We start from the raw sequence: 22,623 nt of genomic DNA on the forward strand, positions 1-22,623 counted from the left end.
AAGAAGCCCTTCGGCTTCTTTCACTTCAGTCTATTTAAGATTGGTCATAAAACCGTTGGAATACGGGGTTAGCCTGATTACTGGGGGTCGAAGATCCTCTTGCCCAGGAATCCCCCACTTCAACCGTCAGGTAAGTGGGCGGCAGTTCAATAGATGTACTTTTTAATTGCAATAACCAACAAGCTTAAATACAAGATTAAAAACTATTTCCCTATCTATTGTTAGTTTTACACATAAAAAATATGCAGTTTCTACTTGATAGAAACTGTATATTCTTTCTATTAGTCAGCAGGTATAAATCCACCTAATACCTTTTCTTGTTCTTCTAATGACATATTGAAAAATCTTACATTCTTATCCAATGCACGGATTTTATCCATTTCCTCAGCTGTCAGTTCAAAGTCAAAAATATCAATATTTTCCCGGAGATGCTGTGGGTTGGTTGACTTTGGAAACACAATATTACCTTCCTGAATATGCCAGCGTAAAATAATCTGCACATTCGTTTTACCATATTTCTTTGCCAGTTCTGTAAATACAGATTCATTTATAAGTCCTGTATCGCCATGTCCAATCGGATACCAGCTCTCAATAACAGTTCCATAAGGCTCTAAACGTTTCTTTAATGAATTCTGTTGATAATACGGATGACACTCTACCTGAAGTACAGCCGGCTTAATCGCAGCTGCTTTACATACTTCTTCCAAACGGTCAGACTCAAAATTACTAAGACCGATAGCCTTTACCTTGCCTTCAGCCACTGCTTTCTCCATGTCCTTCCATGCACCCATGTAATCACCAAACTGCTGATGTAATAAAAGTAGATCAATATAATCTGTATCTAATCTTGCAAGCATTTTATCAATAGCTTGTGAGGTTTTTTCCTCTCCATATTCACTAGGCCAAAGCTTTGAGGTAATCCAAATTTCTTCTCTTGGAATACCGCTTTCCTTCACTGCTGCACCCACACCTCTTTCATTTTGATAGGCATGTGCTGTGTCAATGTGGCGATAGCCCAATGCTAAAGCTTCCAGGCAAACCTTTTTTGTATTTGCATCTCCCTCCACCATGTACACACCGATACCAAACTGTGGGATATTACTTTTGTTGTTTAATGTTACATACGTCTGATTCATTGTGATTTCCTCCAATTTTTCATTTCTTTTCATATTTAAATCTGCAGTCAGATTTAAATTTATGAATTGGGGTTACTTACCCCTAAGCTGTGGTGAAATTCCATTCCAGGTGTTACAGCTAATTTAACAATCAAGTCTGCAAGACTTTTTCGGGATATATCATGACCTTTAAACGGTTCGCCTTTCTGAGTAATTTCATATTCAATTTCATCTTTATTAGTAAACCAACCGGGTCTTAAAATCGTATAATCAAGATCCGAGGCTTCAATGATTTCAGCCGAGTTCCGATACGAGTCTAAAATACTGCTATACCTCTGACCTGGGACTTCATCATAAATTCCCATTGAACTGATCCAAATCAAACGCTTTACCCCAGTTGCATTCATTGCTTCCACAATGTTTTTTGCCATCGACTCAAGAGAGCCAGCTAAATTGGCATAAACAATGTCCTGTCCAACCATGGCTTTTTTTAGTTTTTCAAGGTCCATAACGTCCCCTTCGATTACTCGAATCCTATTTGAATCGATGTTTCTAAGTCTTCTTGAATTCCGCAAATAAAGCGTTAGCTGTACATCCGTTTCTTTAAGGAACATATCTATAGCTACACGAGCAAGTGACCCGTTTGCTCCAAGAATTAAAACATTAGTCATCACTAAAACACCCTTTCAATTAGTTAATTACTTGTTGATTCTGAAGCATTTACTGGATACCATTCTTCACCACGTTTTTCAAAATACATTTTAACCTTCATACCCCAAGTATTTCGGATGCCATAAATTCTAGCATCAATCTTTGTATTACAATTGAGAATAGCTGTATTACCATCAATCGTGACTGTTGTTTTTTGAGGCATCGTTTTGAAGTATCTCATAACTTCATTTTCTATTTGTTCAAGCCATTCCTGCTTACTTTGTTGGTAGCCGTTCATGTGTACAAATTTATGATTATCATTGAAAATGTTATCTAATGTTTTAGTATCTTTACTAACCATTGCATCATTAATCTGTTGATAAACTGCTAGGATTTGTTGTTTATCGTCACTCATGTTTGTACTTGTACCTCCCTTTTTCATATAGATCTATCCCGTATGAACAAATTTCATCAATTCTTAGAAGGCACCTCTACTTGATTAACTTCGCCACGGCGTATAAAGAAAGCTGTGACCAAACCAATCAGTGCTATTACCATCGTGAACAAGAACACGTTATGTGCCCCGAACGTCATCGCTTTTGCCAGTTCGGTCGGTTGAGTCGGTGCGGTGGAGTCGTGCAAGTAATGATTCATACCGCTCATCAGCATACTAATTGAGACTGCCGTACCGATCGCACCCGCCACCTGCTGCACCGTGTTCATAACAGCTGTGCCGTGAGGGTATAATTCTGGTGGTAATTGGTTCAAGCCATTGGTTTGAGCGGGCATAAGTACCATGTCGGAGCCAATCATGAGTCCGATATGTAACACTACAATCAAAGTCAATGGAGAACCTGTAGATATGCTGGAGAAAAGCCATAACATGACTGCCATGATAACGATTCCCGGAATTACAAGCCTCTTCGGACCATATTTGTCGTACCAGCTTCCCATACGTGGCGATAGGATCCCATTCAACGCACTACCCGGTAACAACATAAGCCCAGCTACTAATGTAGAAAGTCCCAAACCGTTTTGGTTTTGCAGATATATGGGCAGAATAATCATGGTCGACATAAAAATCATCATGCACATTACAACCAAAATTACCCCAACAGTGTACATTGGATGCTTGAAGACACGTAGATTCAACAATGGTTGTTTCATAAAAATCTGACGTAGTATGAATAGTACGATTGCAACTAACCCAACGATGTCATCACCACTGGACCTGTCCAGCCTACAGAGCCTTCACCCGCCATGCTGAAGCCAAAAACGACTCCTCCGAATCCAATCGTTGATAATAGGACGGATAGCGGATCGATACGAAGCTTTGTAACTTCAGTGACATTTTCTACATATTTCAAGCCTATTAACAACCCAATAACCAAAAACGGAAGTGAGAGCCAGAAGATAAAGTGCCATGATAAATATTGGATGATTACACCTGCCACGGTCGGGCCAAGTGCTGGAGCGAACATGTAGACTAGTCCGACTGTTCCCATTGCCGCCCCACGCTTTTCCTGCGGATACACGAATAGAACAGTATTGAAAATAAGAGGCATCAGCAACCCTATACCGATTGCCTGTAGAACTCTTGCCACCATCAACATTTCGAAATTCAACCCAATCGCCGCAATCAATGTACCGATGATTAAGCTCGAGAGTGAGGCGATAAATAACTGTCTAGTCGTAAACCTCTGCAATAACAAACCGCTTATCGGGCTCAAAATGCCTAGAACAAGCAAGAAACCTGTCGTTAACCACTGTGCGGTCGCAGCCGAAATGTGGAACACTTCCATTAAATTGCTGAGCGCAATATTGAGTGCATTTTCGCTGAGGATACCGACGAAACCGCAAATAAGCAATGACGCCATAATTGCCTTTGTGTTGTATTGTTTATTTCCTTCCATCTCAATCTCCTCTTCTTTAAAATGTCTTACTAACAAAACCTAGAAAACAAAAGATGGGCGACCACATTAGAATGGTTAACCCATCTTTTTTTAAGGCTCATGCCTCAAATTGCAAATTTCCCGTCACGATAAAATTATTGTTTTAATTCTTGTCTATCATTCCACACAAAAGTGGATGTTCTTTTCGCAATCAACCACTGTCCGTTTTCATAAACGTATTCATCCTTATAGAAAACTGCCGAAGTGTTATTTATTTTTTTACCATTTTCGGAGCTAATAAGGTCTACCCGGCAATAGAGAGTTCCTTCCGCTTTATTCCCGTTTATTGACACAACGTGTTGCCCATTCATATGGTAAACCGTTTCGAAATTTGCTAAGAAAGCCTCAAAAGCATTTCCTATTTCTTCTGTCCCCTTCAAACTTGAAGTTAACTCTCCGTTTACATATGAATCCACAGTAGCATCTATAGTAAAAAGTTCTGTTTGCTTCCAGACTTCTTTCTTATCCGCCAATATTGAGAAATGATCAACAAGTTCCCTAAGCGCTCTTACGTTTTCTAATTGTTTAATTCTCTTCTCCAAGCCTTCGTTGGAGATTTCTGTCCCCATGCCTTTATTTACTTCTGTCATGTTTCTTCCTCCTTAGCTTCTTTAGCTTAAGTATTTGTCTTTTTAATGATGTGATACGAATGTTTCTTTCCCTTGTTCACTGGATAGTTATTATATTACTTAGTTTAGATCGCCCTGTAACTAGCAGGAAGCGCCATAATGCTTGCGCGAACCGCCAAATCAGAAGAGTAAGTAAGCTACTTCAGTTTGTTTACACTACTTTTTTAAAGGTCCTTGATGTGCCGGACTGTCTCCAAGGTCCTTCTTTGAACATCCTTCATTGAATTGGAGGCATGCCGAGTTGTTCGGCACGCCAATTAGAAGGAGTATCACCTTCCCAAAGGCGGAAGGCTCGGTAGAATGAGTTCTGATCTTCATATCCAAGAAGAAATGCCACTTCTTTTGTATTGAGCGAGGAGTCTGCCAGGAACTCCCGCGCCTGCTCCCGCCGGGCTTCAGTCAATAGCTGCTTAAAGTTTGTGCCTTCATCGGTAAGCCGGCGCTGCAAGGTACGCTCGCTCATCCCCAATTCTTTGGCAATGGCCTGAATGTCGGGACGTCCAGCGGATAGACTCCTTTTGACAATCCACTTAACCGTCTCGGTCATTGATTTGCTTCGCTGCTGCTCCTCTAGTGATTTCTCAAGTGCAGGGATGAGTATGTCTAGCAGCTCTGCATTGTACGATATAAAGTGGCGGTCCAAATCACTTAGATGGAGCGTTAAACGGTTATTTTGCGCGCCAAACTGGACCTCACAGCCTAAATATTCTTCGAGAGCCTTTACGTTACCAGCCGGCATCGGCTGTGTAAGTTCGACGAACCTAGCCGTCAAAGGCTGACCCGTACCGTTCCGCCCAAGATCCAGCAGAGTTGCCAGCGTGATATAAACCAGGAGCGGCGGCTCGGGCTGTTCAGAATACAGCCATTCTAGTTGGATTGTACAAACTTCTCCTTCCTCAATGATATGAAGGCGTTCGGGGGAGCATAGTTGTTTATACCGCGCCATTCGTTTTAGAGCGTCACGATAATCACGAGCGTGGTAAGGCGCTAAGACGCTCGGCGGCCACTGCGCGGGGGCAGATTCCGTTAAAAGCTTAACGACGCCAGCAGCAGGGTCACCAATGAGTTCGGAAACGGACTGCCAAATCGCGAAATACTGGGCGGTGGTCACTTCAACCGGTTCGGTAAGAATGGAAAGCGGCAGTTGTGCCCTGCGGACCACATCATAAGCTTCAATATCTAATTGACGAAATGCTGCCCACCAAGCAGCCGGGATTTTTATACGGTCAAAGGAATGAGACGTCATCATTTTTGCCTCCTTTTGTAATTACATAAAAACTACATCTTGGTTGTGCGACCTTCCTTGTCGGCTGAATAAATATTATTTTAATTACCCAATCCCTTTTTGTAACTAGCGAAAGGCGACATTATACTTGCGGATTGCGACAACCCTGACTGTAATGAGAAGATTGGAAAAGCGGAAAGCGTAAGAGGTACCGACAAGTCTACATAAACTTAAATCTGCAGTCTAAATTAGTGTTTGTTTAAAACTTCTATTTATTAGAAAAAATGAAGCAGCTACATCAGAATTAGCTGCTTCATTCTTTAGAACTTTATTAGTTTGTCAGCAAAGTGTTTGGCCATTAAAATGCATTTCGCGTAAAAGTGTACTTTTGTAGAAGATCGGCTTATGTGTAAAGGTTTAGGGGACTGGTACTTTATTGTGCCGGGAACCGACGATACGTTCAGCTACATGGAAGGGATCTATACACATCGGTTAACACCTGACTATTCCATTGAAATGGGCAAGCGCAGCACAAAGCCTGGATATGTAGTGCTTAATCTGCCGGCAGTTTATTCCCTCACCTATCAAGTGATGGATCTGCTTTATCAGCAGGTGCCGGTGGCCAATCTATACATGGAACATGGAACGGTTAAAAGATCGATGGATCATTCATATGAAAGACGCACGTTTGAGTGGTGTTTCAGTGGAATTAGCTGACTTTATTAAACGATCTGCCAAACAAGGGCGTGTGCGGTATGTTCCGGAGTATGAGGCACTCAGCATTGAATCGGAGGAGGAATTGTTGCCGGTTTCCCTGTCCGTGGATATTAAGAAGTGGCTTCGGAAAAAAGGAGAACAAACAGGCAAGAGTATGCAGGATATTGCCGCCGAGATCCTTGAAGAAGTATATCAGCGAGACAAACAACGAATCAACAAAGTTGATTAGTAAGACATTCGATTTTGAGAAATATTTTGGAGCGGAATAAATATTAAAAAAGCAGCTTTCAAGTTTCTTGAAAGCTGCCTATTGTTGAAATATTATAACTCTTTCCGAAAACAAAGACTTTCTAAATTTTATAGACATACTGTTGAATAACAATTTGAGTTACATTCTAAAATGCACCCCAAAATCAATTATGACCAACTATTGAGTGTGGTACGTATGGCTCTTCAAGGAATGCAATTTCTTCAGGTGTTAGCTTGACTGATAAAGCACCTACAGCATCTTCAAGATGCGATATTTTCGTAGCCCCGATAATAGGAGCTGTTACTGGCTCTTTCTGTAGTAACCAGGCAAGTGCGATGTGTGTGCGGGGGACACCGTGTTTTTCGGCGATGGACGCTACTCGCTCCACAACCAATCGATCAGCGTCCGAAGTCGCATCGTATTTAGATTTTTGAATTTGATCTGTCTTGGAGCGATGCGTTGTTACTGACCAGTCACGCGTTAATCTTCCTGAGGCAAGAGGGCTATATGGAGTGACACCAATTTTCTCTTCCTTACAAAGAGGTAACATTTCTCGTTCCTCTTCACGGTAAATTAGGTTTAAATGGTTTTGCATGGACACGAACTTCGTCCAACCATTTTTTTCTGCCACATGTAATGCCTTTTGGAACTGCCAAGCGTACATGGCAGAAGCACCAATGTATCTTGCTTTTCCAGCTTTCACCACGTCATGCAATGCTTCCATCGTTTCTTCAATAGGGGTATTGTAATCCCAACGATGGATAATATAGAGGTCCACATAATCAGTTTCCAACCTCTTAAGACTGTTATCGATTTCACTCATAATTGCTTTTCGGGAAAGACCAGAACCATTTGGACCTTTATGCATTTCTCCGTGTACTTTAGTTGCTATTACAATTTCATCACGATTCGCATAATCCTTTAGAGCTCGTCCAAGATATTCCTCGCTTGTACCAAGGGAGTATACATTTGCTGTATCAAAAAAATTAATCCCTAACTCAAGTGCTTTTTTTATAACGGGGCGAGAGTCTTCTTCGTTAAGTACCCATTGGTGAAGCCATTTGTCAGCGTCCCCAAAACCCATACATCCAAGACAAAATCGAGATACGTCTAAGCCTGTATTACCAAGTTTCACATACTCCATTTGATTCTTCCTCTCTTTCATTGATCAGCCACGTTTATCGTGGCCTCTTTACAATTAATTATGTCATAAACAATAAAGAAACCCTTATCACATTACTGCCAAGTTTTTGCCTAATCCTTTCAGACCCTCTTACTCGAACAATGAATATCAGGTATAATGAACCGAAAATGCAGAAAAAGGAGAATAAGTTATGGCAGAGAATGCCTTCAAACATCAACGTGAAATTGCCAGGCTCATTGAGCACTTTTCAAATCAGGATGGTGTTCACCCTACCCCGATTCCAAGTTTATTTCTCATCCGTGAATCTATTATTACTGAACCTATTTCAAGAGTTAACGAGCCATCTTTTTGCATTATCCTCCAAGGAGAGAAGGAGGTATTATTGGGAGAGGAACGCTTTTTGTATGGTGCCGGTCATTATATTGTGGCATCTGTTGATTTGCCAGTTACAGGACAAGTGATCAAGGCCTCAACAGAATCTCCTTATTTAGCTCTCAAACTTGAATTTACTTCGAGCCAAATTTTAGAAGTTTTAAATGAAACAGATATTCAGTCTGATCGGAGAAAGAACGCGAAACGAGCCATGTTTGTGAGCGAAGTAGAGCCATCGTTGTTAGATGCGGTACTCAGATTAGCCAGTTTGTTAGAGAATCCGAAACATATCCCTGTTCTTGCTTCATTATTTAAAAAAGAAATTATTTATTGGATTTTACAAAGTCCGCATGGCGAAGCGCTTGAACAAATGGCATTAGAAGGAAGCAATGGTTCTAGAATAAGAGAGGTTATAGACCATATCGTCAATAATTATAAAGAGCCTTTTCGAATTGAAGAGCTTACCCAAATAGCGAATATGAGTGCTTCATCTCTACATCGACATTTTAAAGAGGTAACGGCTATGAGTCCCATTCAGTTTCAAAAACAACTGAGATTACAGGAAGCTAGGCGATTATTATTAGCCGATTCAACAGATATAGCTAATGTCGCATTTAAGGTTGGCTACGAAAGTCAATCGCAATTCAGTCGAGAATATTCCCGAATGTTTGGATTTTCACCTAGAGTGGATATAAACCGAATAAGAGAAAACTACGTTTAATGCAACTCTACAGATTGTGAATGGTTAAACGTGTGTTTCATTTTAGTATCTCCCCTCTATTAAAGCGTTATACAACTGTTCCTTTGTTTTAATAATAACTTTGTAGAAACGGTATTATATATGTGTCGTAAATACGCCAGTAGATTTAAGTGCCGTTAAAGGAACGAGTAAGAAAAAGGTTAATTAACGCTTTAAAAATGTGCAAAATAAAATTCACAGTCTCTTGTATTTCTAGCTCACAAATTAATGCTTTAGAATTATCTATCTTATTCTTTAACCTGTCAGTAAAGATCAAAGTAAATTTTGCGTAAAGATGTGCTTCTCCGAAAGATAAAAACCTTATAGTCCGACTTATTATGACTATATTCTTGTTTATGAGAAGATAGGATAGTAGTAAAAGTTGGCACACAAGGAAGATCATTATTTGATTAATTTATTTTTTATTTAGCCTAACTTAGTGAAAAAAATTGGAAATCCGGACGGATGGAGACTTCTGCGGGATGCACAGTGAGTCAGGAGGATTTCTACATAACGATTCACTAATTCATTAGCAGCATATTCGACTAGCACAAATTAAAGGTGGAAAACCCTCTTATCAATGAAAGCGAGCTGCCCTAAAAGAACATTTGGGAGGATCAGCACAATACTATAAAATAAATCATCCTTTCACCTAGGGCGTTTTCATTTTTATTAACCTAAATCATTTTTTATTTATAACACCGGTTGAAACTGAGCGAACGCCATTTTACTTTCATGCAGTATCTCCTTGGAAAAATAACTTCTTCCGCTGATTTCCCTGCATTTCCTGGCAGCACGACGATTTTGAAAATAAAAACACATACATACGTAAAATGAATTAAGCAGACAGAATAGACATTGTGAGAACGGGCAGGATAACTGAAGATTCCGTTTCTTACAAAGAAAATCAGACCGACTAAACCAGGCTATGGTATTAAAGATTTTTTACATGTGGTCGGTTTATAATTGCTGATTTCAACAAAATAAATACACTTGAAAATAATGTAAAAATGTAAAAAAATGCTCCGCTTCTAAAATAAAGGTTTAGGGAGAATAAAACGAAGGAATTAGTACAGCATAAATTCCATACCACTACTCAAAAGAGAAAGGGACGAGATCACTAATGGCACAAGTTCTTTATATCACAGCACATCCGCATGATGAATCCAACTCATTTAGTATGGCAGCGGGGCAGGCTTTTATTAACGCTTACCGGGAAGCAAACCAAGATGATGAAGTGACTCATCTTGATCTATACAAAGAAAACATTCCTCACATCGACAATGATGTTTTCAGCGGCTGGGGGAAACTCCAGGGAGGAAACGCATTTGATCAGTTATCCAGTGATGAGCAATCAAAAGTAGGCCGGCTGAATGAGCTGTCCGATCAGTTTGTGAAAGCTGATAAATATGTGTTCGTTACACCAATGTGGAACTTCTCGTTCCCTCCAGTGATGAAGGCCTATCTTGATTCCGTTTGTGTGGCCGGCAAAACATTTAGATACACAGAACAAGGGCCAGTTGGTTTAATGACTGATAAAAAAGCATTGCATATTCAGGCACGCGGTGGTATTTATTCAGAAGGGCCAGCGGCTGACATGGAAATGGGCCACCGTTATATAAGCATTATTATGCAATTTTTCGGCGTCCCTTCTTTCGACGGGCTGTTTATCGAAGGCCATAACCAGTTCCCAGACCGGGCGCAGGAAATTAAAGAAGCAGGAATCCAGCAGGCAAAAGAGCTGGCAAAATCGTTTTAATAAACATGATGATAAAAAGCAGGAGCCAACAGGCTCCTGCTTTTTTATGATCAGGGGGCTGCTCCACTTTCCCGGTATTTTTTGGGCGTCAAACCGTTGTGCTTCTTAAATACTTTTGTAAAGTAGCTCTGGTCCGGAAAATGAAGCCATGAACAAATATCTGCAATCGTATAGCTTGACAGAAGGAGGAGGCTTTCCGCTTCTTCGATGCGTGCTTTTTGAATCCATTCGCTGATCGACGTTCCTGTTTCTTTTTTAAAGCAGGACGATAAGTAAGAAGGAGACATTTTTACATAGTCAGCCAGATCCTTCAAGCGGATTTCATCGTAAACGTGCTGAAGAATATAATGCTGGCACCGGGAGATAACAGAAGAAACGGCATTTGTTTTCGCTTCCTTTACACGATCTGCAAAAGTGCCAAGGGCATCTTCTATCAGTTGCTGTACCTGCCTTACATCATACAAATCCTCTAAACGCTGAATGTATAGATCACTGAGGGTATAGGCCAGCTCTGAATCAAGCCCTCCATCCATCGCAGCCCTTGTTGCCATGGTGATCGAAGCAATCGCCAGGTTTTTCTGGCTGCGCACATAACTGGATCTGGATAAAACTCCGTACTCTCCCCCATCTTCCGGTCCTTCCTGGACAAGCTTAATCACGTCTTTCCTGACACCTTTTTTAATTGCATTCATCAGTTTTTTCTCATGTAATGGATCATGATGAAATGACAATGATTGCTTGCGCCGTGACACATGGGCAGTTGCATTTTCTACTGTAACTCCTATTTTCTTTTCAACCACCTCTTCTTCCCGTCCATGAATCATAAAATACGCAATGCGGGCTGCCGACTTTAATTCTCTTTTTGTTAACACGGGCAGCTGACGGTAGTAGTCGGCAAGCTTTGTCTGATTAGCGGTGAGATCATTAGTCAGGCCCCCAAGGCGCAAATCATTCATTTCTTCATGCAAGCAGGGACCGCCTGCCAGAATCAGCGTGTCACTTGCTTTAAAGTAAAAGAAATTCTCTAAGTACGTCGTTGTATGCACACAAGGAAAATCAAGGGTTTCAGGTGCTTCTGACAAAAAGCTGATAGGTGACACAGCATATGGGTGTGCCGGCAGCGTAGCTTGCTCAAAGACGATTTCATTACGGTGATTAACAATAAAAACAGGCAGGCCAAAAGCTTCCCACACAAGCCGGCAGATTGAAATAAGTTTTTCTATTTTTCTCACTCTTTCGTAAAAAAGAACTAAAAATCAAAAAAATCTACCAACATTATACCTTTTATTTTTCTATCATAAAAACAGAAAATGAAATGGAGGCGTTATGGCATGAAACAAAATGTAAACGCATTAATTGAGCAAATGACACTTGAAGAAAAAGTAGGTATGTGTTCAGGCCTTGATTTCTGGCATTTAAAAGGTGTTGAGCGGCTTGGCATTCCATCTATTATGGTAACGGATGGACCCCATGGACTTCGCAAACAAGATACAAGCGCTGATCACTTAGGTCTTTTTGACAGTGTTCCTGCTACATGCTTTCCTTCTGCAGCTGGTCTTGCCAGCTCTTGGAATCGTTCTCTTATCGAAAAAGTCGGGGTTGCGCTTGGTGAAGAATGCCAGGCAGAAGACGTAAGCGTGTTGCTCGGTCCTGGCGCTAACATTAAGCGTTCACCTCTTTGCGGACGAAACTTTGAATACTTTTCCGAGGACCCCTATCTGTCTTCGGAAATGGCGGCAAATCATATTAAAGGTGTACAAAGCCAGGGAGTCGGCACTTCTTTAAAACACTTTGCCGTCAATAACCAGGAAAACCGCCGCATGTCAGTCGATGCGATCGTTGACGAGCGGACATTGCGTGAAATTTACCTGGCCAGCTTTGAAGAAGCCGTTAAGCAGGCACAGCCATGGACTGTGATGTGTTCTTACAATAAAGTAAACGGCGAATATGCATCCGAAAACAAACGGCTTCTCACAGATATTTTAAAAGATGAATGGGGATTTGAAGGCTTTGTGGTATCTGACTGGGGTGCTGTGAACGAACGAGCGGATGGACTGAAAGCGGGACTGGAACTCGAAATGCCATCCAGCCATGGTGCCGGCGAAAAGAAAATTATCGAAGCGATTCAAAATGGCGCTCTCTCAGAAGAGGCCTTAAACCGGGCTGTTGAACGTATCCTTAACATCATTTTTAAAGCTGTTGAGAACAAGAAAGACAATGCTTCTTACGATAAAGAAGCTCACCATCAGCTTGCCCGTGAAGCGGCGTGCGAAAGTATGGTGCTGCTGAAAAACGAAGGGACTCTCCTGCCGCTTGCAAAAAAAGCCAAGCTCGCTGTTATTGGAGAATTTGCTCAAACGGCCCGCTACCAGGGCGGCGGCAGCTCTCATATAAAGCCAACGAAACTAGAAAGCATTTACGAGGAAATTCAAAAAGAAGCGGATGCTGTTTATGCCCGCGGCTATGATTTAATGAGTGATGATGTGGATGAAGCACTTTTAGAAGAAGCAAAACAAGCAGCACAGAATGCAGAGACAGCTGTCCTGTTTGTCGGACTGCCGGATCGGTACGAATCTGAAGGATATGACCGTGAACATCTGAGCCTGCCGGCTAATCATATTGCCCTTATCCAAGCGGTTGCCTCTGTTCAAAAAAACGTGGTTGTTGTACTAAGTAACGGTGCTCCTGTTGAAATGCCATGGCTTGATCAGGCAGCAGCCGTCCTGGAAGGATATCTTGGCGGCCAGGCACTTGGCGGTGCGATTGCAGATCTTTTATTTGGCCATGTGAGCCCAAGCGGCAAACTAGCTGAAACATTTCCGCAAAAGCTCAGCCATAATCCATCCCACTTAAATTTTCCAGGTGAAGGTGACAAAGTGGAATACAAGGAAGGATTGTTTGTCGGCTATCGTTATTATGATACAAAGCAAATCGAGCCTCTTTTCCCGTTTGGCTTTGGATTAAGCTATACAACATTCGAGTATGCTAATTTGACTGTTGATAAAAAACAGTTCACCGATGAAGAAATGGTAAATGTGTCCGTTACCGTCAAAAATACAGGCAGCGTTGCAGGCCAGGAAGTGGTGCAGTTGTATGTAAAAGATACAGAAAGCACCGTCATCCGCCCGGAAAAAGAACTGAAAGGCTTTGAAAAAGTATACTTGCAGCCTGGTGAAGAAACAACAGTCACATTCTTACTCGGCAAACGCGCATTTGCTTACTACAATGTCGATTTAGAAGACTGGCATGTTGAAACGGGTGACTTTGCGATTTTAATTGGCAAGTCCTCTGCCGACATCGTTCTAGAAGAATCGGTACATGTTACCTCAACCGTTCCTTTTGTAAAACGTGTACACCGCAATACGACTGTTGGTGATTTACTGGGTCACCCAGCAACCGAACCTCTTGCAAAAGTATTTGTAGAAAGAGCCACAGCCGGCGGACCATTTGCTCTATCAGAAGATAATCAGGATGACATGCTGGCGGCTATGCTTAAGTTCCTGCCGCTGCGGGCCATTCTTGCTTTTAATCCGAACACAGTCACTGAAGAAGAAATGTATGCTTTTATTGAAGAAGCGAATGCTGCTTTGGAAAGAGAAAAACTAGTTTCAAAATAACATCTTAAGCTGTTTTCCATATGTATGTCCCTCTGAAAAAGATAAACGACATTTTATCTTTTTCAGAGGTTTTTTCATTTTTAGTTTTTTATCACTTCCCGCTCCCCTATTGCCTGTACAGGGCGGTGATCGTCAGGGAAAATGTGGCGGAAAGTATTGATTTGTTCTTTAGACATTTCAATGGGCTGCTTGAAGACTACCCATTGCACCCCTTCAGAACATGGAGGTGTTGTTAAAGAACCTGCATATTGATAAGTGTGCTGATTTTTGGGCAAAATATGCGCCAGGTCAATCGGCTCCGATACGTTTATTTCTTCGGTTGTTTTTTCTTTTGGTATCGCGTTCCATGCCTGTTTTAGTACGGTATTTTCCTTACCTTCTTTGATCAGTATGCCCAACACTGCAAGCTGGCCGTCTTTATCTTTATGAACGAGGTGCAGTTCCATATCATAGGCATTTCCGTTAATCAAGTGTTCACTTGGTGTATGGAAATGAAATTGTGCCAGTGTGTATTCCTTTCCATTTAATACAATAGAATTCTTATCTGTTTGAATATTCCCCTGTACGGTGTGCCCATTGTTTACGAGTGAGAATGGACTTGATGTATAGCTAATTTCTAAATTCTCAAGCTCTGCTGCCTCTTTCGCTTGTGCTTTTTGAATGTTGATTGGAGACTGTTCCGTGCCATTTGCACATGCAGAGTTTAATGGGTCCAGCTCTGCCCAATGGTTTGGACCGGTTTCTCCTTCGTAAGACCACTCATGTCCCGTTTCTCCCAGGCTGCTTTCTTCTCCATTCGCAAACTGCGATGGAATGAACGTGTATGCAGTGAGTGCAAGTGTAAAATATGTAAATGACACGGGTATAACTATTTTTTTCTTTGACATATTTGCTCTCCATTTCATCTTTTTCTTATATATTTACCATAGTCATCGAAAAAGGAAATGAATCTTTTGAGCTGTTTTTACTGTATTATCTGAAAATATAGACAAAATGTCCAAAGGAACCTTCAAATTGGAAGCCATGTTAAATCTAAACTGGTTTAAATAAGGGATTGGGGGCACACTGCTTTTTAGGGGGTGAGGGGAATGTATAAAGGATTTGAAATTGCCGAGCTGTCGTCCGAGCAAACCAAAAAAATCCAGCAGCTTGAAAGAGAGCTGGAATGTACCCTTATTGCGTATGAGCGTCAAAATGAGCTCCCGCATGTAACGGAACAGCCAGTGGATTTGGTATGAAAAAAGGCAGCTTCTAAGCTGCCTGAAATACTTTTTAAAAGTTCATCCGCGATTGCCCGCCATCGACATTGATGCTTGTCCCGACCAGCCAGGATGCTTTTTCTGAAGCAAGAAACGCGACAACGTTTGCGACTTCTTCAGCCGTTCCAAAACGGCCCGCTGGAATCTCATTTTGAACAAACGCGTTGATTTTCTCCGGGTTTTCTTCCAGGCGTCTTTTCCAGTTGCCGGTTTCGTGCAAAATACTGCCCGGTGCCACACTGTTTACACGGATACCATCCCGGATCACTTCGTCAGCCAGCGATTTTGTGAAACTAATCAATGCCGCTTTCGCGTTATTATAAGTCACCTTGCCTCCGCTTTCTCTGCCAAATACAGATGTGATATTAATGATCGCTCCTGACTGCTTTTTTTTCATTTCTTCAACCGCTAATTTGCTTAAATGTACGGCTGAGAAGTAGTTCAGCTCCATCGCTTCATAAAATAAATCCATATCGGTTTCGGCTGCTTTTCCGCCATTGCTGCCGCCGGCATTGTTGATGAGCACATTGATCGTTCCGTGCTGTTCAATAAACGAGTGGATCAGCGCTTCCCGCTCGTTGGCCTTCAGTAAATCTGCTTGAAAGATGGATACGCTTCCACCCAGTTCTTCTTTTGTTTGTTCAAGTGCTTCTATTCCACGGGCTACAATGGACACGTTTGCTCCTTCTTCTATAAGCGCTTCTGCAATCGCCCGTCCGATTCCTTTTGAGCCTCCTGTGATCAAAATATGCTTTCCTTTCAATTGTAAATCCACTTCATCATCCCCTGTTTGCTTGATTTGCTTCTACGGTTTTATCTTAGCTCTTTTTCTTTCCGATTGTCCAAGATAACAGGTCATTTGATTTTAGCTGCCTTCCATTGCTCCCATAAGGTTAACTTGCGCTTCGATATTCGGATCCATGTTCCCGGCTTGACGGACTTGGACAACGTATAAACACGATTTTCATATATAAGCCGATGATTTGCCCGTATCTGGCCGATTCTTACATCAATGAAAGGAAAACCGCGGTTCATATTTTTTATGTAATACGTGCCGTTTTTTTCTTCAAATACTTCCTCGCCTTCTGCATTTGCAGGCATTCCTACCGCAAAGTCTTTGTAGGAGAGCTCTGTTTGAACGATTTGATTATGTGATAATTGATAGGACTCGACTACGTCCGACAAATGAATCGAGTGTGTGTACTGAATTAGAAAGGTTTCTTCTTTTTTTAACGGCACATAGGCGAGCAGGCTGTCTTTATTTTCATAAGTCAGCGCGATCACCTGCCTGTACGGATAGAAAAAAACGAGGGTGGAAACGAACAGAATCGTTAGCGCTGTCGCACTGATTACTTTGGCTTTCAACCGAATCACCCCTTTAAAAAATGAAGTCGACAGGCCGCGGTGCAGCCTATCGACTAAAAGGTGTTTACTTGGAAACGCCTGCTTCTTCAAAATATTTAGCCGCCCCTGGGTGCAGCTCCATATCGCCTAAACCTTCAAGAGCCGTTTCCGGTGTAATAAATTCTCCTTTGGCGTGAGTGATTTGATCGGTGTTTTCATAAAGCGCTTTTGTCATTTCGTACACCAGATCTTCATCGACGTCTTTTGACGCTACAAGCATGGCTTTAACGGCAACCGTTTTTACATCTTCCTTAATTTTATAGGTTCCGCTTGGGACTGTGTCTTCTGCATAATATGGATACTTTTCAACAAGCTCCTGGATTTTATCGTCAGCAATCGGGATGATCACGACATCATTTTGTGCTGATAATGCTTCTACTGCACCAGTGGGTGTCCCAGCTGTGATAAATGCTGCATCAATGTTTCCAGACTGAATGCCGTCCGTCGATTCATCAAAAGAAAGGTTTTGAGCTTTAATGTCTTTGTCCGACATTCCATGAATCTCTAACACCTGCATGGCATTAATGTAAGCGCCCGATCCAGGTGCTCCGACAGAGACCGTTTTTCCTTCCAAATCTTCAACCGATTTGATGCCGCTTTTGGCGGTTGTCACAAGCTGCACCGTTTCCGGATACAGGGAAGCGATCGCCTGGACATTATCAATGGGGTCTCCTTCAAACATTTCTTTTCCTTCAATGGCATAAGCAGCAATATCTGTTTGAGAAAAAGCCAGCTCTGCTTCTCCGGCCCTCAGTGTTTCCATATTCTCTGCAGAAGCGCCAGTTGTCTGCGGAGTGATCTTTGCATCCGTTTGATCGGAAATAATATTAGCGATTTGCCCGCCAAGCGGATAATATGTGCCTCCCGTTCCGCCTGTCAGCAAGCTTAAATCCTGGCTTGCGCTTCCACTTCCTTCACCTGTGTCGGCCGTACCGCCATCGTTGCTTTCACCGCAGGCAGCCGTAATGGCCGCCGTCATTAGCACTGTGCCAAATAATAAACTGAAACGAGATTTTTTCATACATACATCCTCCCTTTCTTTTCCTTAAATCTAGCTTTACGGACTGAACAAATTTTTCTTATATATAGAAGAGCAGGAACAAGCAGATCTTTTCACTTTGTTTTCCTGTCTTTGATTAAACTTAAATGAATCGACAATAACCGTTCATTTTACTTTTGAATAATCTGCTTCGGACTTGCCTTGAAAGGCGCTTCCGCCCCCTTTGTCCTGCTTCCATAAATACTGTAAGGCCAGCAGTACGCCGAACATCACTAACCCCGTAATGTCAGAAATGGTTTCCGGGTAAATAAGCAGCAGTCCCACAATGCACGCAATGATTCGTTCCAGCCAATGCATGCTCCTCATCCAATGGCCGATCACACCGGCTCCAATGGCAATCATGCCAATCATCGCAGTCAGGACAACCCACGCTGTTTCTCCCCATGTAGTATTAATCATCAATAATTCTGGAGAGAGAACAAAAATATAGGGAATAATGAAAGCGGCAATGGCCAGCTTGGACGATTCAATCCCGGTTTTAATCGGTTCTCCTCCCGACACGCCGGCTGCTGCAAAAGCGGCCAGTGCCACGGGCGGTGTAATATCGGCGATAATACCAAAGTAGAACACAAATAAATGAGCAGACAAATCGGGTACACCGAGTAAAATGATAGCTGGTGCTGCAATCGTAGAAGTGATCACATAGTTCGCCGTTGTTGGTGAACCCATACCGAGTATAAGTGCAGCGATCATCGTCAGGATAAGCGTAGGGATTAAGTAACCGCCTGCAAGATCAATTAAGCCATTGGCCAGTTTCAACCCCAACCCGGTTTTTGTCACAATGCCTACAATAATCCCGGCTGCTGCCGTCGCAGCCGCTACAGCAAGAGCTGTACGGGCCCCGTCCACTAATGCATACACAATGTCAACAGCTTTCATGCCTGCATCTCTATTGATAAAACCAACAATGATAGAGATGACAATGGAATAAAGAGCAGCATGCGTAACGGTTATATTAGACATAAGCAATATAACAATTGCAATAATTGGAATAAGTAGATACATTTTCCCAAATACTTCTTTTCTGCTTGGCATTTCTTCTTTTGTCAGCCCGCGCAGCCCGAGCCGTTTTGCTTCAAAGTGGGTCATAATCCAAATGCCCGAAAAGTACAGAATCGCCGGGACGGCAGCTGCTTTGGCGATATCCCAGTATGTAATGCCGTTTCCGATAAACTCAACCATCAAAAAAGCGGCTGCACCCATAATAGGCGGCATGAGCTGTCCGCCTGTTGAAGCCGATGCTTCTACAGCTCCAGCGAATTCTTTTTTGTAACCAAGTTTTTTCATCATGGGGATCGTAAAAGCACCGGACGTTACCACATTCGCAACAGAACTTCCGCTGATGGTTCCTTGAAGGGCACTTGAAAAAATCGCTACTTTCGCAGGCCCGCCAATGCTTCTACCGGCAATGGCAATGGAAAGATCATTAAAGTACTGTCCAACGCCTGTCCGTATTAAGAAAGCGCCAAATAATAGAAATAAAAAGATAAAAGTAGATGAAACAGCTAGTGGCGTGCCTAAAATTCCTTCTGTTGTGAAAAACATCGTTTGAACCATACGTTCCAGGGTTAATCCGCGGTGAGACAAAAAGCCTGGCATGTACGAGCCAAAAAGTCCATAAAGCATGAAAAGGAGCGCAATGATCATAATGGGCAGGCCAACGGTTCTCCTGGTTGCTTCTAGTACAAGTACAATTGCTGTCACGCCAACCGCGAAATCCAGCGGCTCAAGACGGCCGACACTCATGACCAGTTCCTCAAAACGGAGCGGCCAATACGCACCTACACCGATGCTTAAGATAGAGAAAATCAAGTCGTACCAGGCTACCTGCAGCTTTCCTTTTTGCCGCTTTTTTCGATTAGCCGGAAACAGCAGAAAAATTAAGGAAAGGGCAAAGCCTAAATGCACAGTTCGCTGAATTTGAGCCGTGAAGACACCGAAAACAGCTGTATAAAGCTGAAACAGAGAAAAAGCCAAAAGGCCAAAAAAAGCGATGTATCCGATCAGGCCGGTTAATTTTCGCGTCCCTGCTTCCGGGTCATACTTTTCCAGCAGCAGCTGCTGTTCTTCTTCCGACAAGTAGCCCGCTTTATGCTTGGTTGTCAATCCACATCTTCTCCTTTCATTCGTTTCACTATGAAACTTTTTAGTTGAAGGTCTTTGAAAAACAAAACATTTTTTACAATTTTAACTATAGATGAACCAAAATGCTCAAAGCCTTTTTTTGTAAGATTTTCTTCCAGACTTTATAAAAAAATGTTATTAATTTTATGCGCTCTTTCCTTTAAATATTCCTCAAAGGAGCTCACCAAATGAAAAGGGAAGAAACAGCAAAAAAGTCTGGAAGAATATTCTTCCAGACTTTAAATTATATAGCTGATTATTTGGATGTCGGCGCTAGGCTCGCTTCCGGGGACGTGACATTGTCGTAGAACTGAACATATTTATCACGGTCTTCACTGTTACGGTATGCCATTGCCACACGTGGATGTTCGTTTAAAACGCCTGAGATCATGTAAGGAATAATGTAGCCCCACTCCCATTTCTGGCGCATTTCCAGCATATGGTCTTCAATCACTTTTAATACAGGCTTCATTTCGTAGCTTGGTTTTTGAATATGGCTCACAAGAAGTTCTGTGTTGCAGTTTCCTGCTGCGCGTCCCATGCCGTATACAGAAGAATCAAGGAATGTCACACCATTGCGCAGGGCCGTTAGCGTGTTCGCAAATGCCAGCTGCATGTTATTGTGAGTATGAATGCCAAGCTGTTTGTTTGGAATCATCGATTTGAATTTTTTCACCTGATGCTCAATGTCAGCAGGGTCTAGGCTTCCAAATGAGTCTACAATATATACTACATCAACCGGGCTTTCTTTTACCATTTCAAAGGCTTCGATCAGTTGATGTTCAGGCACACTTGATAGTGCCATAATATTCAAAGATGTTTCGTAGCCTAAATCATGGAACATTTGTACAAGCTCTAAACCTTTATCTACTTCACGGATGTAGCAGGCTACCCGGATCATATCCAGAGGGCTTTCTTCGCGCGGAAGAACGTCATTCGGATCGACACGGCCAATGTCAACCAGCGCAGACAGCTTCGTGAATTTTTTCTCCGGTAGAATTTCTTTTAAAAAGTTATCATCAAGAAATCTCCACGGATTAGGTTCAGTCGCATTTAAAAGTCTCGCGGAATTTTTATATCCAATTTCCATATATTCAACACCTGCTTCGCTCAAACCATTGTAGAGGTCTTGAACAAATTCAATGCTGAAATCCCAGTTATTAACTAAACCGCCGTCACGAATTGTACAGTCGATAATCTTGCTGCGTTGTTCCATAGTCGTCGTTCCTCCTGTTTCTTCTGTTAAAGCATATTTGCTTTCGCGCTTTTATGCTTTTATGCTTTTATGTGATAAAGTATCTTGTTATGTTTATATCATGTTTTCCATTAGACTGTCAATACTTTTTTCAATATTTGATACTTTTCGCCAAAAATCATCTGTTTTTTTCCTTTTTCCCCGTTTGTTTCTGCTATTGTATCCCAAGGGCGTTCTTCTGTACATAGAAAACGGGGATTTAACGGAACGAATTCTTTATCGCTGCCTCACCCTATGCTTTTAACTTCTCCAGCGATGTCCCAAAATAATCCGTGATGATATAAGTTCATTTCCCCATTCAACAGCTGTAGATGGGTGAGGACGTTTTGCAGCCATTCCCTTTTTCTTTCTGCTGCCTAACTCACTTTCGTCCCCATAGAAAAAGCACCTTCAAGTTAATTCAGGGATTCCATACCTGTTTTCAACTTAAAGGTGCTCATTTGTTCTGCTTTGCAGAATGATCAGCTAAATGACGTTATTTCACAAAGCGATTATTCGGATTCCCCTACAACCGAGAAACGTGCATTTACATGCTCTGGATTTTCGATTTCATCTAATACAGCAATCGCATAGTCTGCATAGCTGATGTAGCTTTCACCTTTTGCATTTAAAATTAGATTGTCCTGACCTTTTTGGTACGTGCCTGTACGCTTGCCTGCCGGGTCAAAGAATCCAGCTGGGCTGATGTATGTCCACGTGATACCGCTTGTGCGTTCCAGTTCAGCCAGGTTTTTTCCCATATTCACAGCTGTTGGAAGATAGGCTTCTGGAAAATCAGGTGTTTCGAATACTCGAACTGTTTTTGCTTCATCTACGAATAAGCTGCCAGCACCCCCTACGACAACTAATTTTGTTTTCGGCGCGCCTTTTAGCGCTTCAATCAGTACCTGGCCCGCTTCCACATGCAGATGTTCTTCGCCTGGAGCGGCATTAAAGGCATTCACAACTACATCAAATACCTTTACATCCTCTGCTTTTAAATTAAAAATGTCTTTTTCGATGACGGCTGCTTTTTCATCTTGTACGTTTGAAGCATTGCGGACAATGGCGGTTACTTCATGTCCTCTTGAGACCGCTTCTTTTAAAATGAAACTTCCCGCTTTCCCACTTGCACCAATTACTCCAATTTTCATCTTTTTTCCTCCTGAGCGTATCATAATATATGTAACAAAAAAAGTTACATCTAAACCAAAAAAAGAAACTGCATAAAGCAGTAATTCATTCTATTTGTAACTATAATTGTTACAAATAGAAAAGTCAACAATGGGCCTTTCCTTTTTACATATAAATAGAATCGTTTGTCAGAGTATCGTTTCACTCCTTCACAGGCAAGGAGTACGGCTGTTTTGAG

General features: G+C 42.0%; 20 protein-coding genes and 1 pseudogene. 6 read left to right on the top strand and 15 right to left on the bottom strand.

Features of this window, described 5'->3' with window-relative positions:
* Positions 1-281: 281 nt before the first annotated feature.
* The 6 genes and pseudogenes from M3221_RS14885 to M3221_RS14910 all read right to left on the bottom strand — a co-directional run bounded on the left by M3221_RS14885 (position 282) and on the right by M3221_RS14910 (position 5,596).
* Positions 282-1,136: an aldo/keto reductase gene (locus M3221_RS14885; protein ID WP_251272528.1), complete on the bottom strand. Its 855-nt coding sequence runs from the start codon at positions 1,134-1,136 to the stop codon at positions 282-284.
* Between the two features lie 59 nt (positions 1,137-1,195).
* A complete protein-coding gene (locus tag M3221_RS14890) occupies positions 1,196-1,786 on the bottom strand; it encodes an NAD(P)H-binding protein (protein ID WP_251272529.1) in 591 nt (196 codons plus the stop codon).
* 23 nt (positions 1,787-1,809) lie between these two features.
* Positions 1,810-2,181, bottom strand: a complete 372-nt coding sequence (locus M3221_RS14895; protein ID WP_251272530.1) for a nuclear transport factor 2 family protein — start codon at positions 2,179-2,181, stop codon at positions 1,810-1,812.
* A 56-nt stretch (positions 2,182-2,237) separates the two neighbouring features.
* Positions 2,238-3,679 (bottom strand): annotated as a pseudogene (locus M3221_RS14900) (MDR family MFS transporter).
* A 134-nt stretch (positions 3,680-3,813) separates the two neighbouring features.
* Positions 3,814-4,308, bottom strand: a complete 495-nt coding sequence (locus M3221_RS14905; protein WP_251272531.1) for a nuclear transport factor 2 family protein — start codon at positions 4,306-4,308, stop codon at positions 3,814-3,816.
* 256 nt (positions 4,309-4,564) lie between these two features.
* Positions 4,565-5,596 carry an AraC family transcriptional regulator gene (locus M3221_RS14910; RefSeq protein WP_251272532.1) on the bottom strand — a complete coding sequence of 344 codons (1,032 nt, stop codon included), beginning with the start codon at positions 5,594-5,596 and terminating at the stop codon, positions 4,565-4,567.
* 381 nt (positions 5,597-5,977) lie between these two features.
* Between M3221_RS14910 and M3221_RS14915 the strand changes: the two genes are divergently transcribed.
* Together M3221_RS14915 and M3221_RS14920 are read left to right on the top strand one after the other, a co-directional pair.
* Positions 5,978-6,289, top strand: coding sequence for a hypothetical protein (locus M3221_RS14915; RefSeq protein WP_251272533.1), 312 nt, complete (start codon positions 5,978-5,980; stop codon positions 6,287-6,289).
* The gene (locus M3221_RS14920) at positions 6,276-6,518 is read left to right on the top strand and encodes a hypothetical protein (RefSeq protein ID WP_251272534.1); all 243 of its coding nucleotides are present in this window, start codon (positions 6,276-6,278) and stop codon (positions 6,516-6,518) included. The genes M3221_RS14915 and M3221_RS14920 overlap by 14 nt, the downstream gene beginning before the upstream one ends.
* A gap of 184 nt (positions 6,519-6,702) precedes the next feature.
* Here M3221_RS14920 and M3221_RS14925 read toward each other — a convergent pair whose 3' ends face one another.
* A complete protein-coding gene (locus M3221_RS14925) occupies positions 6,703-7,683 on the bottom strand; it encodes an aldo/keto reductase (protein WP_251272535.1) in 981 nt (326 codons plus the stop codon).
* Positions 7,684-7,873: 190 nt separating this feature from the next.
* On the opposite strand from M3221_RS14925, the gene M3221_RS14930 reads away from it, so the two are divergent.
* The gene (locus tag M3221_RS14930) at positions 7,874-8,776 is read left to right on the top strand and encodes an AraC family transcriptional regulator (protein WP_251272536.1); all 903 of its coding nucleotides are present in this window, start codon (positions 7,874-7,876) and stop codon (positions 8,774-8,776) included.
* 1,141 nt (positions 8,777-9,917) lie between these two features.
* Positions 9,918-10,553, top strand: coding sequence for an FMN-dependent NADH-azoreductase (locus M3221_RS14935; protein ID WP_251272537.1), 636 nt, complete (start codon positions 9,918-9,920; stop codon positions 10,551-10,553).
* Between the two features lie 50 nt (positions 10,554-10,603).
* Here the strand turns inward: M3221_RS14935 and M3221_RS26590 are convergent, their stop codons facing one another.
* The gene (locus M3221_RS26590) at positions 10,604-11,785 is read right to left on the bottom strand and encodes a helix-turn-helix domain-containing protein (protein ID WP_251272538.1); all 1,182 of its coding nucleotides are present in this window, start codon (positions 11,783-11,785) and stop codon (positions 10,604-10,606) included.
* Between the two features lie 99 nt (positions 11,786-11,884).
* On the opposite strand from M3221_RS26590, the gene M3221_RS14945 reads away from it, so the two are divergent.
* Complete coding sequence (locus M3221_RS14945) at positions 11,885-14,170, top strand: glycoside hydrolase family 3 C-terminal domain-containing protein (protein ID WP_251272539.1); 2,286 nt, start codon at positions 11,885-11,887, stop codon at positions 14,168-14,170.
* A gap of 80 nt (positions 14,171-14,250) precedes the next feature.
* Here M3221_RS14945 and M3221_RS14950 read toward each other — a convergent pair whose 3' ends face one another.
* A complete protein-coding gene (locus M3221_RS14950) occupies positions 14,251-15,057 on the bottom strand; it encodes a carbonic anhydrase (RefSeq protein WP_251272540.1) in 807 nt (268 codons plus the stop codon).
* 201 nt (positions 15,058-15,258) lie between these two features.
* Between M3221_RS14950 and M3221_RS14955 the strand changes: the two genes are divergently transcribed.
* Entirely contained in the window at positions 15,259-15,408 is a 150-nt protein-coding gene (locus tag M3221_RS14955; protein WP_251272541.1) for a hypothetical protein, read from the top strand.
* Positions 15,409-15,442: 34 nt separating this feature from the next.
* Here the strand turns inward: M3221_RS14955 and M3221_RS14960 are convergent, their stop codons facing one another.
* The 6 genes from M3221_RS14960 to M3221_RS14985 form a co-directional block, all read right to left on the bottom strand.
* Positions 15,443-16,204, bottom strand: a complete 762-nt coding sequence (locus M3221_RS14960; protein WP_251272542.1) for an SDR family NAD(P)-dependent oxidoreductase — start codon at positions 16,202-16,204, stop codon at positions 15,443-15,445.
* An 80-nt stretch (positions 16,205-16,284) separates the two neighbouring features.
* Positions 16,285-16,794 carry a DUF1850 domain-containing protein gene (locus M3221_RS14965; protein WP_251272543.1) on the bottom strand — a complete coding sequence of 170 codons (510 nt, stop codon included), beginning with the start codon at positions 16,792-16,794 and terminating at the stop codon, positions 16,285-16,287.
* Positions 16,795-16,858: 64 nt separating this feature from the next.
* On the bottom strand, positions 16,859-17,854 hold the full coding sequence (locus tag M3221_RS14970; RefSeq protein ID WP_251272544.1) for a TAXI family TRAP transporter solute-binding subunit: 996 nt from the start codon (positions 17,852-17,854) through the stop codon (positions 16,859-16,861).
* A gap of 144 nt (positions 17,855-17,998) precedes the next feature.
* Positions 17,999-19,999 carry a TRAP transporter permease gene (locus M3221_RS14975; protein WP_251272545.1) on the bottom strand — a complete coding sequence of 667 codons (2,001 nt, stop codon included), beginning with the start codon at positions 19,997-19,999 and terminating at the stop codon, positions 17,999-18,001.
* 274 nt (positions 20,000-20,273) lie between these two features.
* Positions 20,274-21,233 (bottom strand): aldolase catalytic domain-containing protein, encoded by a 960-nt coding sequence (locus M3221_RS14980; protein WP_251272546.1) that lies wholly within the window; start codon positions 21,231-21,233, stop codon positions 20,274-20,276.
* Positions 21,234-21,763: 530 nt separating this feature from the next.
* The gene (locus tag M3221_RS14985) at positions 21,764-22,405 is read right to left on the bottom strand and encodes an NAD(P)-dependent oxidoreductase (protein WP_251272547.1); all 642 of its coding nucleotides are present in this window, start codon (positions 22,403-22,405) and stop codon (positions 21,764-21,766) included.
* Positions 22,406-22,623 lie beyond the last annotated feature (218 nt).

It is taken from the genome of Domibacillus indicus, from assembly GCF_023715895.1.
In the GTDB taxonomy this organism is placed as follows: Bacteria; Bacillota; Bacilli; order Bacillales; family Domibacillaceae; genus Domibacillus; species Domibacillus indicus_A.